Here is a 14871-nt window from a genome sequence, read left to right on the forward strand (position 1 = left end):
TGACACGGCACAGAGGAGTGTTACCGACGTGGGCCGCCACTTCCTGCAGATCCCAGGACCGACCAACGTCCCCGACCGGGTGCTGCGTGCCATCGCCCGTCCCACCATCGACCACCGCGGCCCTGCCTTCGCCGAGCTGGCGCGCGAGCTGCACGACCGGCTCAAGCCGGTCTTCGGCACCCGCCACGACGTCGTCGTCTACCCGTCGTCGGGGACGGGGGCGTGGGAGGCGGCGCTGGTCAACACGCTGTCGCCGGGCGATCGGGTGCTGGCGTTGGAGACCGGGCACTTCTCGACGTTGTGGTGCGAGATGGCCGCCCGGCTGGGGCTGGTCGTCGACCTGGTGCCGGGCGACTGGCGGCGCGGCGCCGACCCCGCCGCGATCACCGATCTCCTCACCGCCGGCCACGCCGCGGTCATGGTGGTGCACAACGAGACCTCGACCGGGGCGCGCAGCCGCATCCCGGAGATCCGCGACGCCATGGACGCGACCGGGCATCCGGCGTTGCTGCTGGTGGACACGATCTCGTCGCTGGCCTCGATGGAGTACCGGCACGACGAGTGGGGCGTGGACGTCACCGTCGGCTGCTCGCAGAAGGGCCTCATGCTGCCGCCCGGCCTCGGCTTCAACGCCGTCGGCCCGAAGGCCCTGGCACGCCGGGGGCGGCTGCCGCGCTCGTACTGGGACTGGGATGCGATCATCGCCGCCAACCGGCAGGGCTTCTTCCCGTACACGCCGCCCACCAACCTGCTGTACGGGCTGCGCGAGGCGCTGATCATGCTGGAGGAGGAGGGCCTGCCGCAGGTGTTCGCCCGGCACGACCGGCACGCCGAGGCGACGCGGCGGGCCGTGCGGGCGTGGGGGCTGGAGGTGCTCTGCGCCGACGAGCGGGAGTATTCCAGCAGCCTGACGGCCGTGCTGCTGCCCGACGGGCACGACGCCGACGCGGTCAGGAGTCTCATCCTGGAGCGGTACGACATGTCGCTCGGCACCGGCCTCGGCCGGCTGGCCGGCCGCGTGTTCCGGATCGGTCACCTCGGGCACTTCAACGACCTGATGCTGGCGGGCACGCTCGGCGGGGTCGAGATGGGGCTGCTCGCCGCCGGCGTGCCGATCAAGGAGGGCGGGATGCGGGCGGCGCTGGCGTACCTGGAGGAGACCGGATGAGCCTGGCGGGGAAGTTGTCGCCGCTCATCGGCGGCGACGTCAGGGACGATCCCTACACCCGGCACCTCTACTCCTCCGACGCCAGCATGTACGCCATCGAGCCGCTCGCGGTCGCCTTCCCCAGGGACGCAGGCGACGTGCAGGCGCTGGTGGCGGCGTGCGGCGAGCTGGACGTGCCGGTGCTGCCGCGCGGGGCGGGCACCAGCCTGGCAGGGCAGACGGTGGGCGCGGCGGTGATCGTCGACTTCTCCCGGCACATGAACAAGATCCTCCAGATCGACGGCAGGACCGCGCGGGTGCAGCCGGGCGTCGTGCAGGACCAGCTCAACCGGGCGGCCCGCAAGCACGGGCTGATGTTCGGGCCCGACACCTCGACCAGCAACCGGGCCACGATCGGCGGGATGATCGGCAACAACTCGGCTGGCAGCCACTCGGTCCGGTACGGCTCCACGATCGACCACGTCGAGTCAGTGAGCGTGGTGCTCGCCGACGCCACCATGCCGGAGCTGGCCGCCGATGCCCGGCTGAAGGCGGCGGTGGCCGAGGTCCTGGGCGGGGTGGATCTGACCGGGTTCCCGCGTTTCTGGCGGCACTCGGGCGGCTACCGCCTGGACCGGGCCGCGGACGGGGATCTCACCAAGCTGATCGTCGGGTCGGAGGGCACGCTGGCCGTGGTGACCGAGGCGACGGTGGCCCTGGTGGACCGGCCGCGGGCCAAGGCCATCGCCGTCGGCCACTTCACCTCCACCCCGGCCGCGATCGCCGCCACCGCCGACGCGCTGGCCTTCGACGCCGCCTCGGTCGAGCTCATCGACAAGGCCATCCTCGACCTGTCCCGGCAGCGGGTGGACTACGCGGGGCTCGGCGGCATCCTCCAGGGCGACCCGGAGGCGCTGCTGTTCGTCGAGTTCTTCGGTGACACCCCGGCCGAGGTGGCCGACCGGGTGGACAAGCTGGCCGCAACGTGGAAGGCGAACGGCCACGGCTACCACACGCTCCGAGCCACGGCCGAGCGCGACCAGGCGGCGGTGCTGAAGGTCCGCAAGGCGGGGCTCGGCCTGCTGATGGCCTCCAGCGTGGGCAGCCGCAGGCCGCTGGCGTTCGTCGAGGACACGGCCGTCCCGCCGGAGCGGCTGCTGCCGTACGTCGAGGAGTTCGCCCGCATCCTCGACGCCCATGGGCTGCGGGCCGGGTTCTACGGCCACTGCTCGGTCGGCTGCCTGCACATCCGCCCGTTCGTGGACCTGCGCGCGCCCGGCGAGATCGGCAGAATGCGCGCGGTCGCCGAGGAGATCGCCGAGCTGGCCGCCCGGCACGGCGGCGTGAACTCCAGCGAGCACGGCGACGGGCTGGCCCGCTCGGAGTTCAACCGGCGGTTGTTCGGCGATGAGATCTACGAGGCCATGCGGCGGATCAAGCGCGTCTTCGACCCGCGCGGGCTGCTGAATCCCGGCAAGATCGTGGACGCCCCGCCGATGACCGACCACCTGCGCGACCCGGCCGCGCCGGAGCCGCGTCCGCTGCCGACCACGCTGGCGTTCGCCGGCGGCATGCACGCCTCAGCCGACCGGTGCATGAACGTCGGCGTGTGCCGCAAGGACGACTCGGGCGTCATGTGCCCGTCGTACATGGCCACCCGCGAGGAGGAGCACTCCACCAGGGGCCGCGCCAACGCCCTGGTCAAGGCCCTGTCGTCGGCCGATCCCCGGCAGGCGATGGGAGACGACCGGCTGCACGGCATCCTCGACCTGTGCCTGGAGTGCAAGGCCTGCCAGTCGGAGTGCCCGCTCGGCGTCGACATGGCGGCCCTGAAGAGCGAGTTCCTGCACCAATACCAGCAACAGCACGGCGTGCCCCTGCGGGCCCGGCTGTTCGGCGCGATCAGGACGCTCAACCGCCTGGGCTCGGCCACCGCCCCGCTGTCGAACTGGCTGGCCGGCCCCCTGCGCGGCCCGCTCGGCCTGAGCCGGCGCCGGCCGCTCCCCCGCTTCCGCCGCGACACCCTGCTGCGCTGGCACGCGCGCCGCCGCCCGCCCGCAGCCGGGCGAGAGGTGATCCTGCTCGCGGACTCCTTCACCACCTACACCGAGCCCGGCATCGGGCGGGCCGCCGTCGAGCTGCTGGAACGCGCCGGCTACCGGGTACGGCTGGCCGCCGAGGGCTGTTGCGGCCGTTCCAGCATCTCCAAGGGCCTGCTCGACCGGGCCAGGTCGATGGCCGGGGCGATGGTCGACCGGCTGTCCGGCTCGCAGGCGCCCATCGTCGGCCTGGAGCCGTCCTGTCTGCTGACGCTCAAGGACGAATACCGCGCGCTGCTGCCCGGCGATCCCCGGGTGGCGGCGGTCGCGGCCCGCGCCAGGCTCGTCCCCGAGCTGCTCGTCGAGGCGATCGACGACGGCTCACTGGTGCTCGGCGACGCGCTGCGCGGGCGGAAGATCCTCCTGCACGGCCACTGCCACGAGAAGGCCGTCGTCGGCACCGACGCCACACGAGCGCTGCTGTCCAGAATCCCCGGAGCGGAGGTGGAAGAGATCGACGCCGGCTGCTGTGGCATGGCCGGCTCGTTCGGCTTCGAGAGCGAGCATTACGACCTGTCCATGAGGATCGGCGGCCTCCGGCTCTTCCCGGAGATCGCCGCGTCCTCGCCCGACACGCTGCTCGCGGCCACGGGGGTCTCGTGCCGCCAGCAGATCGCCCACGGCGCGGGCCGCACGGCGCGCCACCCGGTCGAGCTCCTCCACCAGGTGATCGACCAGCCATAACGTACGGGGGAGAACGGAGTACGCAGTTGTCCGCAGAGCTCCTGTCCATTCTCGCCCTGATCGTCATGTTCGTCGTGGCCACCCTCTTCCCGGTGAACCTGGGCGCCTTGGCCCTCGTCGGCGCGTTCCTCGTCGGGACGCTGGCCGCAGGCATGGAGACCGATGCCATCCTGGACGCGTTCCCCGGCAGCCTGTTCGTGATCCTCGTCGGGGTGACGCTGCTGTTCGCGATCGCCACCAACAACGGGACCGTCGATTGGCTCGTGCGCGCCGCCGTGCATCTGGTGCGCGGGCGGATCGCGGCCATCCCGCTGGTGGTGTTCGTCATCTCGGCGCTGCTCACGGCCGTGGGCGCGCCGGCTCCCGCGGTGGCGGCGATCCTGGCGCCCATCGCCTTCGGATTCGCCGCCGACTACAAGATCCATCCGCTGCTCATCGGGCTCATGGTGGCGCACGGGACGCAGGCGGGGGCGTTCTCACCGATCAGCGTGCTGGGCGGGATCGTCAACGGCGTGACCAGCGACGCGAACCTGCCCAGTAACAATGTGGTGCTGTTCCTGTCGAGCTTCGCGTTCAACGCCGCCGCCGCGCTGGTCGTCTTCTTCATCTTCGGCGGCCCTCACCTGGTACGGCGAGGCGCCGTGGCGGTGCCGGGCGCACCCGATACCGGCGGCGCCGCCCCGGCTTCCGCAGCGGCTTCCGCAGCGGCTTCGGCCACCGGGGCGGCGCACGCCACCGGGAGTGCCCGCGTTCCCGCAGGCGGCACCGCTTCCGAGACCGCCGACACCGGCGCGGCGGCCACGTCGGTCACCACCGCACCCTCACCCGAACCCGGCACCGCAGCCGAACCCGGCACCCACACGACGGCCGAGCCCGAACCCGGCACCCACACGACGACTGAGCCCGAATCCGGCTCCGGCGGCGGCGGCGGGCTGCGGCTCACGCCGCACCAGGCGCTGACGCTGGCCGGCATCGTCGGGCTCTGCCTGGCCGTGCTGGTGTTCAAGCTCGACGTCGGCCTCACCGCCGTCACCGTGGCCGTCATCCTCTCCCTCGCCTCCCCCAAGGCCAACAAGGGCGCCGTGGAGAGGGTGGCCTGGCCGACCGTGCTGCTGATCTGCGGCGTCGTCACGTACGTCGGCGTCCTGCAGGAGATCGGCACCGTCGACTACGTCGGCACGTCCGTGGCCGCGATCGGCATCCCCCTGCTGGTGGCGCTGCTGATCTGCTACGTCGGCGGCGTCGTGTCGGCCTTCGCCTCGACCGTGGGCATCCTGGGGGCGCTGGTGCCCCTGGCCGTTCCGCTGCTCGGAACGGGCGCCCTGGGACCGGTCGCGATGATCGCGGCGCTGTCGGTGTCGTCGGCCATCGTGGACGTCAGCCCGTTCTCCACGACGGGCGCGCTGCTGGTGGCCAACGTCAGAGGCATGCCGCGGGACCTGTTCTACCGCCGACTGCTCGCCTACGGCGCCGTCATCGTCGCGGTGGGCCCGCTCGCGGCCTGGGCCGTCCTGGTCGCCCCCGGCTGGCTGGGCTGACGTCGTCTCCCCTGGTCACATCGCGTAAAATCGTTTCACAACATGTGGGACCTCATGCGATATGATCACTCTGGTCCCGGTGCACGTCGTTCGTGCTCCGCGCACCAGACGAGGAACGATGTCGAGCATCAAAGAGGTTGCCCGGGTCGCCGGGGTCTCCGTCGGCACCGTGAGCAATGTGCTCAACCGGCCCGACATGGTGGCGCCTGAGACCCGGCAGCGTGTGCAGGCCGCGATCGCGCAGCTCGGCTACGTACGCAACGGCTCCGCCCGCCAGTTGCGGGCGGGGCGCAGCCGGACGATCGCCGTGGTGGCGCTCGACCTGGCCAACCCCTTCTTCATCGACGTGCTCAGCGGCGTGGAGACCGCCGCGCAGCGCGATGGCCTGACCGTGATGGTGTTCAACAGCAGCAAGGACGCCGAGCGCGAGGCCAGGTTGCTGGAGATGCTGGAGGAGCAGCGTCCCCTGGGCGTGCTCATCACCCCGGTGAACGACCGCGGCCAGCAGGAACGGCTGGACCGGCTGGTCTCCCGCGGCATCCCGGTGGTGTTGTTCGACAACTCCTCGCGGGTCGGCCACGGGTGCGCGGTGGCGGTCGACGACGTGCTCGGCGGCCGGCTGGCCGGGCTGCACCTGCGCGAGCGGGGGCACCGCCACATCGCCTTCGCAGGGGGGCCGTTCACCGTCCGGCAGGTGGAGGACCGCCGCGATGGGCTGGCGAGCGTGCTCACCCCGGCCGAGCAGCTGACCGTGATCCCGTTGCCCGACCTCAACGTCGCCACCGGGCGTACGACGGGCCAGGAGATCGCCGCCCTGCCCCGGTCGGCGCGGCCCACCGCGGTCTTCTGCGGCAACGACCTGGTCGCGCTGGGCGTGCTGCAGGAGCTGACACTGCGCGGCCTGCGGGTTCCCGATGACGTGGCGATCCTCGGCTACGACGACATCGACTTCGCGGCGGCGGCCGCGGTGCCGCTGTCGTCGATCCGGCAGCCGCGCGAGCAGCTCGGCCACACCGCCGCGCTGATGGTGCTGGAGGAGGCCGACCAGCTGTCCGGCCACCAGCATCGTCACGTGATCTTCCAGCCTGAGCTGGTAGAACGCTCCTCCACCGCCCAGCTGCGCCCCTCCCGCGAGGCGGCGAACGCGGCCCGCTGACCGGCACTGAGGCCGGCCGGACCAGCGGACCGACCGGGCGGGCCGATCAGGCGGGCCGATCAGGCGGGCCGATCAGGCGGGGTCGTCGTCCGCGCGGTCGAGGCGCTGATACAGGCCGTAGACGAAGCGGGCGCGGTAACGCGTGCCCTCGTGGGTGAAGCCGACCGTCCAGTGCTGCGGGGCCGAGCCCTCGAGGTGGCAGGCTCCGGGGAACGCCTCGCCGACGTCGGCGACGACGCAGCCCCAGGGGACCAGATCCGCGAACGACAACGGCCTGGCGCCGCCCGGCCGCACGAACCACTGGTTCCACACCTCGCCTCCGGGGCCGAGCAGGACCTCGAACCTCAGCTCAGGCCAGGAGGGCAACTTCCAGTGGGCCACGTCGCAGGTCAGGCTGCCGACCTGGTGCACGCCCTCGTACGCGGGCGGGCCGAGCGCCATCCGGAACAGTGAACGTCCTTTCGGCGCCCTGCCGGAGTGGGCCATCGCCGTCCATTGGGTGTGCGCGGCACGCAGCTCGGCCCGGGTGGCGCCCATGTCTTTGAGCGCGTCGTCGACCTTCGCGGCCTCCAGGTCGCGCATCCTCTGCATCAGGGCCAGCTCGAACTGGCGAACCCCGAATCTCACGGCCCCATCACCCCGGCGGCCATGATGTCATGGTCCCGGCGCTCGCGCCGCCGCCTCCCTCAACAGCCATGATGTCGCCGGTGCATTGACGCTTTCTCGACGGGCCTTGATACGTTGATGACAGGTGTGCCGGGAAGTCTGGTCGGCGATTCTTTGTCCCGTTCGCCCGGAAGGACGCTTTGTGCACACCCGAGACGTGCTCGCCGACATCCCGATGATCGCACCGTGAGCGTGCTGTCCTGGGTGAGCGTGGCGGTATTCCTGGCCGCGTACACGCTCATCGCCACCGAGAAGATCCATCGGGTCGCGGCCGCGCTGGGCGGCGCGGGGATCATGCTGCTGATCCACGCCACCGGCGCGGAGGCCGCGTTCTTCTCCGAGCACGCCGGCATCGACTGGAACGTCATCTTCCTGCTGCTGGGCATGATGGTCATCGTCGGCGTGCTGAAGGAGACCGGCGTCTTCGAATACCTGGCCATCTGGGCCGCCAAACGCGCCAAGGGGCGGCCGTTCCGATTGATGGTGCTGCTGGTGCTCATCACGGCAGGCGCGTCGGCGCTGCTGGACAACGTGACCACAGTGCTGCTGATCGCACCGGTGACGTTCCTGGTGTGCGAGCGGCTCGCGCTGCCGGCCGCCCCGTTCCTGATCGCCGAGGCGATGGCGTCCAACATCGGCGGCGCCGCCACGCTGGTCGGCGATCCACCGAACATCATCATCGCCAGCCGTGCCGGGCTGACCTTCAACGACTTCCTCATCCACATGGCGCCGCTGGTGATCGTCCTGATGGCGGTGTTCATCGGGTTGTGCTGGTGGATGTTCGGCCGCGGGTTCCGTTACGACGCGGACCGCGCTCAGGAGATCATGTCGCTGGACGAGCGGGAGGCGATCTCCGACCGGCGGCTGCTATGGCAGTCGCTGGCCGTGCTGGCGCTGGTGATGGTGGCGTTCGTGCTGCATCCGGTGCTGCACTACGAGCCGTCGGTCGTGGCGCTGCTGGGCGCGGGAGTGCTGGTGGCGGTGACGAAGGTACGCACCGAGCAGGCCATCGCCGAAGTGGAGTGGCCCACGCTGGTGTTCTTCGCCGGGCTGTTCGTCATGGTGGGCGCCCTGGTCGAGACCGGCGTCATCGGCGCGCTGTCCGAGGCCGCGGTCGCGGCGACCGCTGGGCGGCTGGAGCTGGCCACGATGGGGCTGCTCGGCGCCTCGGCCGTGCTGTCGGCCATCGTGGACAACATCCCGTACGTCGCCACGATGAGCCCCATCGTCGAGGGGCTCGTCGAGGCGAACGGCGGCGACGACGTGTTGTGGTGGGCGCTGGCCTTCGGCGCCGACCTGGGCGGCAACGCCACCGCGGTCGGCGCCGCGGCCAACGTCGTGGTGCTCGGCATCGCCGCCCGCAACGGCACCCCGATCAGTTTCTGGCAGTTCACGAAGTACGGCCTGATCGTCACGGCGGTCACCGTCAGCCTGGTGGCGCCGTACCTGTGGTTCCGCTACCTCGTCTGACCGATGCGGGATTCGATGGGCGGGTTCAGGCGGGCGAAGCCCTCCTGGGTCCGGTACGGGTAGTAGGGGTAGGCGGCCGTGGTGGTGCTGGCGGCGTCGAGCCTGGCGACCTGTTCGCCGGTGAGACTCCATCCGGAGGCGCCCAGGTTTTCGCGCAGTTGCTCCTCGTCACGCGCGCCGACGATGACGGAGGCGACGGTCGGCCGCTGGAGCAGCCAGTTCAGCGCGATCTGCGGAACGGTTCTGCCGGTCTCACCGGCGATCTCGTCGAGGACGTCGACCACCGCGTACAGCCGCTCGTCGTCGACCGGCGGGCCGAAGGCGGCGGTCCGGTGCAGTCGGCTGCCCTCGGGAAGCGGGCGGCCGCGCCGGATCCTGCCGGTGAGGCGGCCCCAGCCGAGCGGGCTCCACACGAGCGCGCCGACGCCCTGGTCGAGGCCGAGCGGCATCAGCTCCCACTCGTAGTCGCGGCCCACCAGCGAGTAGTAGACCTGGTGGGCCACGTAACGCGGGTGGCCGTGCCGCTCGGCGGCGGCGAGCGACTTCATCAGCTGCCAGCCGGAGAAGTTGGATACGCCGACGTAGCGCAGCTTGCCGGCCCGGACGAGGTCGCCGAGCGTGGACAGCACCTCCTCGACCGGCGTTGCGGCGTCGAAGGCGTGCAGCTGGAACACGTCGATGTGATCGGCGCCCAGGCGGCGCAGCGCGCCGTCCACCGCCTGGATCAGCCGGGGCCGTGAGGTGCCCGCTTCGTCCGGGCCGTCACCTGTGGGCAGCCCGGCTTTGGTGGAGATGAGCACGCGGTCCCGCCGGCCCTTGATCGCCTGGCCGAGCACCTCCTCGGAGGCGCCGTCGGAGTAGACGTCGGCGGTGTCGAACATGGTGACGCCCGCGTCGAGTGCGATGTCCACGAGCCGCCTGGCCTGCGCCACGTCGGTGGTGCCCCAGGCGCCGAACAGCTCACCCTTGCCGCCGAACGTCCCGGCTCCGAAGCTCAACGCCGGGACCTTGAGCCCTGACGCACCCAGCTGCCGATATTCCATGATTCCAGTCCGTCCTCTTAACGGGTCAATATTTCCATTAAGAGCATAGCCCACTAACGGGATATTCGAACCATTAGCTAAATGCCTGTATTTCCTACTAGCTATGTTGACTTTATGCGACTGCAACGTCACGTCCAGCGCGAACGTGTTTTACTCGGCACGCTCCGCCGAGCCCGAGACGCCGTGCTCGGCGAGGGTGGGCTGCTCACCCTCAACGACACCGTGCTCGGTCAGGGCGGGCTGCTCCCCCTCGGAGACGCGGTCCTTGGCGAGGGCAGGCTGCTCGATCTTCGGCTGGACCCGCTCGGCATCGGCCGTGGCGGGCCCAGCGGCGGACTCAGTGGCGGGCTGCGCGGTCTCGGCCGGTGTGGCGGGTTGCGCCGCCCGGTCGAAGAAGCGCAGGAGCTCGACCGGCAGCGGCATGATCAGGGTGGAGTTCTTCTCGGCCGCCACCTCCACCACCGTCTGCAGCAACCGCAGCTGCAGCGCGCCCGGCGTCTTCGACATGATGCCCGAGGCGTCGGCGAGCTTGTGCGCGGCCAGCAGTTCGCCGTCCGCGACGATCACCCGGGACCGGCGCTCTCGTTCGGCCTCGGCCTGCCGGGCGATGGAGCGCTTCATGCCCTCGGGCAGCTGAACGTCCTTGATCTCCACCCGGTCGATGTGGATGCCCCAGCCGAGCGCGGGGCTGTCGATCATGAGCGCGAGGCCCTTGTTGAGCTCCTCGCGGTTGGTCAGCAGATCGTCCAGCTCGCTCTTGCCGATGATGGACCGCAGCGAGGTCTGCGCCACCTGCTCGACGGCGAACAGGTAGTTCTGCACCTCGACGGCGGCCCGCATGGGGTCCTGGACCTTGAAGTAGGCGACCGCGTCGACGCGTACGGAGACGTTGTCCCTGGTGATGCCCTCCTGCGTCGGTACGGGCATCGTGACGATCTGGACGTTGACCTTCCGCATGCTGTCCACGACGGGGATGAGGAATCTGAGGCCCGGCTGCCGGATCTGCGGCTGCGCCCTGCCGAAGCGGAAGACGATGCCGCGCTCGACCTGGTTGACCACCCTCACCCCGGTGACCGCGAGCAGGAAGAGCAAGAAGGCGATGACTCCGAGCACGATGTTGATGTCCATGGCCGTGTCCCTTCTTTATTGAGCCTAGTCCCGAATTCAGCTGGTACGGGTGGCGAGGACCGTAGCGATGGCGTGCTCTGTCGTGACGTACGTGGGCAGCCGGGCGTCCACCCCGGTGATGCGCAGCAGGCGAGCCGGGGCGCCCTTGGCGGCGGCCAGGTGCGCGTCAGCGCCCTCGCCGGCGCAGGTGCGGGCGCAGGCCAGCAGGACGTGCAGGCCGGAGCTGTCCAGGAACGACAGCTCGGCCAAATCGAAGATCACATGGTCGCCGGGGCGGCGGATGCGTGCGACGTAGTCCGCGAGCTGGGCGCTGTTGGTCCGGTCGACCTCGCCGGCGAGGGCGATGACGCTCATGCCGGGAAGATGCTGATGAGTCAGGGTTAACGGGGCCATTCAGCGGGCCGGTTGCCTTTCCCTGCCCGAGTGCCCCAGGCTCCGGACACCCGTGGTGGGGTCACGGCGCAGGTGCAGGCTCAGCAGCGACCCGAGGCCGGTCTGCTCGAGGCCGACTCCGTCGCACAGGTGCTGGATCACCCACAGGCCGAACCCGTGCGCGCCCGTCGGGTCGATCCGGGCGGTGGCCAGGTGGTCCGCCGACAGCCGGCCGGCGAGGTCGAGGATCTCCACGGTGATCCCCTCGTGGGTGCCGCGCGCGGTGACCAGCCCGACCGCTCCCCCGTGGTCGAGCACGTTGGTGACCGCCTCGTTGACGGCCAGCACCAGGTGATCAAGCCGCTCACCGGTGAGGCCCGCATGCCGGCCGCTGACACGTACCAGGTCGCGGATGAAGGCTAGGTCGTCGCTGACGGGACAGCGCAGCTCGAACTGCACGCTCATGATCGTCTCGCCCACCGGATCGTCGGGGATGGAAGGTGCGGGCGTTGTCCCTCTATCCCAAGGACAGATCGCCAAACGGGGCTCCTGGACAGCTCGTACTGTCGCCGTTCTCGGCTTTGTGACGCAACTAACAGGACACCGTCTCTTTAACAAGAGCCCAGCGTCCTGTTAATGTCGGCACCGTGGGCGACAGCGGGAGCGTGCCCGACCAGGCGTTCGAACGCGCCCGGCGACCGGAGCACAAGCAGCAGCGGCGCGAGGCGATCCTCGCGGTGGCGCGCAAACTCGCCATCGAGTCAGGGGTGCGTGAGGTCAGTCTGCGCAGGGTCGCGGCAGAGGTGGGGCTGGCCAAGTCCAACGTGGTGCGATACTTCAGCACCAGGGAGGAGATCTTTCTCGAGCTGACCGTGGAGAGCTGGCGGGACTGGGCGGACGACGTCCTCGGACGCCTCCGGGCAGGCGACGACGTGATCGACGCGCTGACCGAACCACTCGCCACGCGCCCGCTCTTCTGCGACCTGCTCAGCCAGCTGGGGACGGCCCTGGAACACAACCTCTCCGTCCCGGCGGCCCTGACCTTCAAGGTCACGGTCCTGGACATCACCGGCGAGCTCGGCGCGGCGATCGCGCAGGCGCGCCCCGACCTGACCCAGGACGAGGCCGAGGAACTGGTGGCGCGGGCGACGGGCTGCGCGGGCACGTACTACCCCGCCGCCAACCCGCCCCCCACCTTGGTCGAGCTCTACCGGCAACGCCCCGACCTCGCCGCCACATGCCCCAAGCTGCTGCCCACCCTGAAACGCACCTTGGCAGCGCTCGCCGCCGGCCTGCCCACCTTGCGTGCGTAACGCACATCTCTAACCGATCGGAGTAATCATGTCCGCTCTTTCCGAGTCCGTAGAGCCTGCCCCCGACGACCACCCCGAGACCGAACCGGTGACCCCCTTGGTCGTCTTGGGCTCGGACACCGCCCCCGTGTGCACGGACGGAGTGTGCGTCCTGTGAGCACGCTGCGCATCGACATCTGGTCCGACGTCGTCTGCCCGTGGTGCTACATCGGCAAGCGGCGCCTGGAGTCCGCCCTCGCCCGCTTCGAGCACGCCGACGAGGTGGAGATCCACTGGCACAGTTTCCAGCTCGACCCCTCCCACCCCAAGGGACACCGCGAACCGTCCTCCGACCGCCTGGCCGAGAAGTACGGCGCCTCACCCGCCCAGGTGCGGGAGATGACCCAGCGGGTCACCGACCTGGCCGCCGCGGAAGGCCTGACGTACGCCCTGGACAAGGCCATCTCGGTCAACACGATCGACGCGCACCGGGTGAGCCATCTGGCGGCGCGGCACGGTCTCGGCGCGCGGATGCACGAGCGGCTGCTCAGCGCCCACCTGGTCGAGGGTGAGGTCGTCGACGACCCGGACACCCTGGTCCGCCTGGCCGCCGAGCTCGGCATCTCCGAGGACGAGACCCGGAAGGTCCTGGACGGCGACGCCTACGAGGACGCCGTGCAGGCCGACATCAGCGAAGCACGCAGCCTCGGCATCACCGGTGTGCCGTTCTTCGTGCTCAACCGCGCCTACGGCGTGTCCGGCGCGCAGCCGGCCGACACCTTCCTGTCCGCTCTGCGCACCGCCCGCGAGCAGGCCGTCACGACGCGCTGAATCGCCCGGCTTCGAGTGTGGGCCGCGACCGACATGGTCGCGGCCCACACTCATGTCGTGCCCTGGATCACACACTGACGTCTTGCGTTGGGCGCAGATTAATTTTAGGTTAGCCTTACCTAAGTTAACCTTGGGTTCTGGGGGCATGCCCCTTCTCGTCTGTTCCCTCACAGGAAGAAGCCATGTCCATCCAGCTGCCGCCGTCCGCTGCGCCGCGCTCCGCCTACCCGGTGGACGTGCTCCCCCGCTCCGTCCAGGATCGTCTCCTCGGCCTGACACGGTCCGGCACGCCGGTCTCCGCCTACGTCTACGACGGCGAGGTGGCCGCCGAGCGGGCCCGCGAGTTACGCGCGGCGCTGCCCGAGTGGGCCGCCGTCTACTACGCGGTCAAGGCCAACTCCTTTCCCGGCGTCGTCGCGGCGCTGGCCCCCTACGTGGACGGGTTCGAGGTCGCCTCCGAGTCGGAGCTGGACCTCGCCCTCGGCCTCGCCGGTACGGCACGGGTCGTGGCCGCGGGACCCGCCAAGTCCGTCCCCGTCCTCACCGCCCTTGTCAGAGCCGGTGTGGAGGCGATCAACGCGGAAAGCCTGCTCGAGCTCCACCGGATCAGCCGGATCGCGGTCGCCGAGGGCACCACGGCCAGGGTGGCGCTGCGCGTGAACCCGGCCGAGATCCCCGTCACGGGTTCCCTGCACATGGGCGGCGTGCCGTCCCAGTTCGGCGTGGCCGAGCCCGACGTGCCCGAGGTGCTGCGGGCCGCCGCCCGGCTGCCCGGTCTGGACCTGGTCGGCTTCCACGTCCACGCCGCCTCGGGCAACCTGGACGCCGAATCCCACGCCGCCTACCTGCGCTGGTGTCTGGACTGGAGCGTGCGCACCGCCGCGGGCAACGGCGTCGAGCTGCGCCACGTCGACATCGGCGGCGGCATCGGCGTCGCGTTCGAAGACGAGAAGCCCTTCGACGTCGCCCGCTTCGGCGAGCTGGCCGGGCAGGCCGAGCCGCCGCCCGGCGTGCGGGTGCTGCTGGAGCCCGGCCGTTTCCTGGTCGCCGACTGCGGCTGGTACGCCGCCGAAGTGACCGACGTCAAGACCTCCTACGGCAAGCGGTTCGTCGTCCTGCGCGGCGGCATCAACCACTTCCAGCTCCCCACGTCCTGGGACATCGTGCACAACATCGCGGTGCTCCCGGTCGAGCGCTGGCCCGAGGGCTGCCCACGGCCCGCCGCCGTGGACGCCGAGGTCACGGTCGTCGGCGAGCTGTGCACACCGGAGGACACCCTGCTGCGCGACGTCCGCGTCGACCGGGTGCGGGCCGGTGACCTGGTCGTCTTTCCGAATGCGGGTTCCTACGGCTGGGAATTCGCCATGCATGCCTTCCTCGGTCACCCCGTGGCCGAGCGGCATCTGCTCTGAGCTCGTCCGGCCCGCCGGGCCGTACCGTCGTCC

The 14871-nt window shown here is 70.6% G+C and carries 13 protein-coding genes; 8 read left to right on the forward strand and 5 right to left on the reverse strand.

Annotated features, from left to right (window positions below; genetic code table 11):
• The first annotated feature begins 28 nt into the window (after positions 1 to 28).
• The 4 genes from OHA25_RS42430 (at position 29) to OHA25_RS42445 (ending at position 6624) form a co-directional block, all read left to right on the forward strand.
• Positions 29 to 1168 (forward strand): pyridoxal-phosphate-dependent aminotransferase family protein, encoded by a 1140-nt coding sequence (locus OHA25_RS42430; protein ID WP_327582554.1) that lies wholly within the window; start codon positions 29 to 31, stop codon positions 1166 to 1168.
• Positions 1165 to 3930, forward strand: a complete 2766-nt coding sequence (locus tag OHA25_RS42435) for an FAD-binding and (Fe-S)-binding domain-containing protein (RefSeq protein ID WP_327582555.1) — start codon at positions 1165 to 1167, stop codon at positions 3928 to 3930. Before OHA25_RS42430 ends, OHA25_RS42435 begins: the two co-directional genes overlap by 4 nt.
• A gap of 26 nt (positions 3931 to 3956) precedes the next feature.
• The gene (locus OHA25_RS42440) at positions 3957 to 5468 is read left to right on the forward strand and encodes an SLC13 family permease (protein WP_327582556.1); all 1512 of its coding nucleotides are present in this window, start codon (positions 3957 to 3959) and stop codon (positions 5466 to 5468) included.
• A 118-nt stretch (positions 5469 to 5586) separates the two neighbouring features.
• On the forward strand, positions 5587 to 6624 hold the full coding sequence (locus OHA25_RS42445) for a LacI family DNA-binding transcriptional regulator (RefSeq protein ID WP_305920359.1): 1038 nt from the start codon (positions 5587 to 5589) through the stop codon (positions 6622 to 6624).
• 72 nt (positions 6625 to 6696) lie between these two features.
• Here the strand turns inward: OHA25_RS42445 and OHA25_RS42450 are convergent, their stop codons facing one another.
• Positions 6697 to 7251 carry a hypothetical protein gene (locus tag OHA25_RS42450; protein ID WP_327582557.1) on the reverse strand — a complete coding sequence of 185 codons (555 nt, stop codon included), beginning with the start codon at positions 7249 to 7251 and terminating at the stop codon, positions 6697 to 6699.
• 225 nt (positions 7252 to 7476) lie between these two features.
• Here OHA25_RS42450 and OHA25_RS42455 point away from each other — a divergent pair, with 225 nt between their 5' ends.
• Positions 7477 to 8760: an ArsB/NhaD family transporter gene (locus OHA25_RS42455; protein ID WP_327582558.1), complete on the forward strand. Its 1284-nt coding sequence runs from the start codon at positions 7477 to 7479 to the stop codon at positions 8758 to 8760.
• Here OHA25_RS42455 and OHA25_RS42460 read toward each other — a convergent pair.
• The 4 genes from OHA25_RS42460 to OHA25_RS42475 form a co-directional block, all read right to left on the reverse strand.
• Positions 8748 to 9803, reverse strand: a complete 1056-nt coding sequence (locus OHA25_RS42460; protein WP_327582559.1) for an aldo/keto reductase — start codon at positions 9801 to 9803, stop codon at positions 8748 to 8750. The two genes, OHA25_RS42455 and OHA25_RS42460, sit on opposite strands and share 13 nt — an antisense overlap.
• Before the next feature lie 150 nt (positions 9804 to 9953).
• Entirely contained in the window at positions 9954 to 10931 is a 978-nt protein-coding gene (locus tag OHA25_RS42465; RefSeq protein ID WP_327582560.1) for a slipin family protein, read from the reverse strand.
• A 36-nt stretch (positions 10932 to 10967) separates the two neighbouring features.
• Complete coding sequence (locus OHA25_RS42470) at positions 10968 to 11324, reverse strand: STAS domain-containing protein (protein ID WP_327582561.1); 357 nt, start codon at positions 11322 to 11324, stop codon at positions 10968 to 10970.
• Positions 11325 to 11768: an ATP-binding protein gene (locus OHA25_RS42475; protein WP_327582562.1), complete on the reverse strand. Its 444-nt coding sequence runs from the start codon at positions 11766 to 11768 to the stop codon at positions 11325 to 11327.
• Between the two features lie 182 nt (positions 11769 to 11950).
• Between OHA25_RS42475 and OHA25_RS42480 the strand changes: the two genes are divergently transcribed.
• The 3 genes from OHA25_RS42480 (at position 11951) to OHA25_RS42490 (ending at position 14838) form a co-directional block, all read left to right on the forward strand.
• Positions 11951 to 12616 (forward strand): TetR/AcrR family transcriptional regulator, encoded by a 666-nt coding sequence (locus OHA25_RS42480; RefSeq protein ID WP_327582563.1) that lies wholly within the window; start codon positions 11951 to 11953, stop codon positions 12614 to 12616.
• Between the two features lie 153 nt (positions 12617 to 12769).
• Positions 12770 to 13426: a DsbA family oxidoreductase gene (locus OHA25_RS42485; RefSeq protein WP_327582564.1), complete on the forward strand. Its 657-nt coding sequence runs from the start codon at positions 12770 to 12772 to the stop codon at positions 13424 to 13426.
• Positions 13427 to 13608: 182 nt separating this feature from the next.
• The gene (locus OHA25_RS42490) at positions 13609 to 14838 is read left to right on the forward strand and encodes an alanine racemase (RefSeq protein WP_327582565.1); all 1230 of its coding nucleotides are present in this window, start codon (positions 13609 to 13611) and stop codon (positions 14836 to 14838) included.
• Positions 14839 to 14871: the final 33 nt, after the last annotated feature.

This window comes from Nonomuraea sp. NBC_00507, assembly GCF_036013525.1.
Lineage (GTDB): Bacteria > Actinomycetota > Actinomycetes > Streptosporangiales > Streptosporangiaceae > Nonomuraea.

Excerpts from the sequence above, each read along its gene's own strand:
- OHA25_RS42465 (WP_327582560.1), bottom strand. The coding sequence starts at position 10,931 with ATGGACATCAACATCGTGCTCGGAGTCATCGCCTTCTTGCTCTTCCTG.
- OHA25_RS42490 (WP_327582565.1), top strand. The coding sequence starts at position 13,609 with ATGTCCATCCAGCTGCCGCCGTCCGCTGCGCCGCGCTCCGCCTACCCG.
- OHA25_RS42475 (WP_327582562.1), bottom strand. The coding sequence starts at position 11,768 with ATGAGCGTGCAGTTCGAGCTGCGCTGTCCCGTCAGCGACGACCTAGCC.
- OHA25_RS42435 (WP_327582555.1), top strand. The coding sequence starts at position 1,165 with ATGAGCCTGGCGGGGAAGTTGTCGCCGCTCATCGGCGGCGACGTCAGG.
- OHA25_RS42445 (WP_305920359.1), top strand. The coding sequence starts at position 5,587 with ATGTCGAGCATCAAAGAGGTTGCCCGGGTCGCCGGGGTCTCCGTCGGC.
- OHA25_RS42470 (WP_327582561.1), bottom strand. The coding sequence starts at position 11,324 with ATGGCCCCGTTAACCCTGACTCATCAGCATCTTCCCGGCATGAGCGTC.
- OHA25_RS42460 (WP_327582559.1), bottom strand. The coding sequence starts at position 9,803 with ATGGAATATCGGCAGCTGGGTGCGTCAGGGCTCAAGGTCCCGGCGTTG.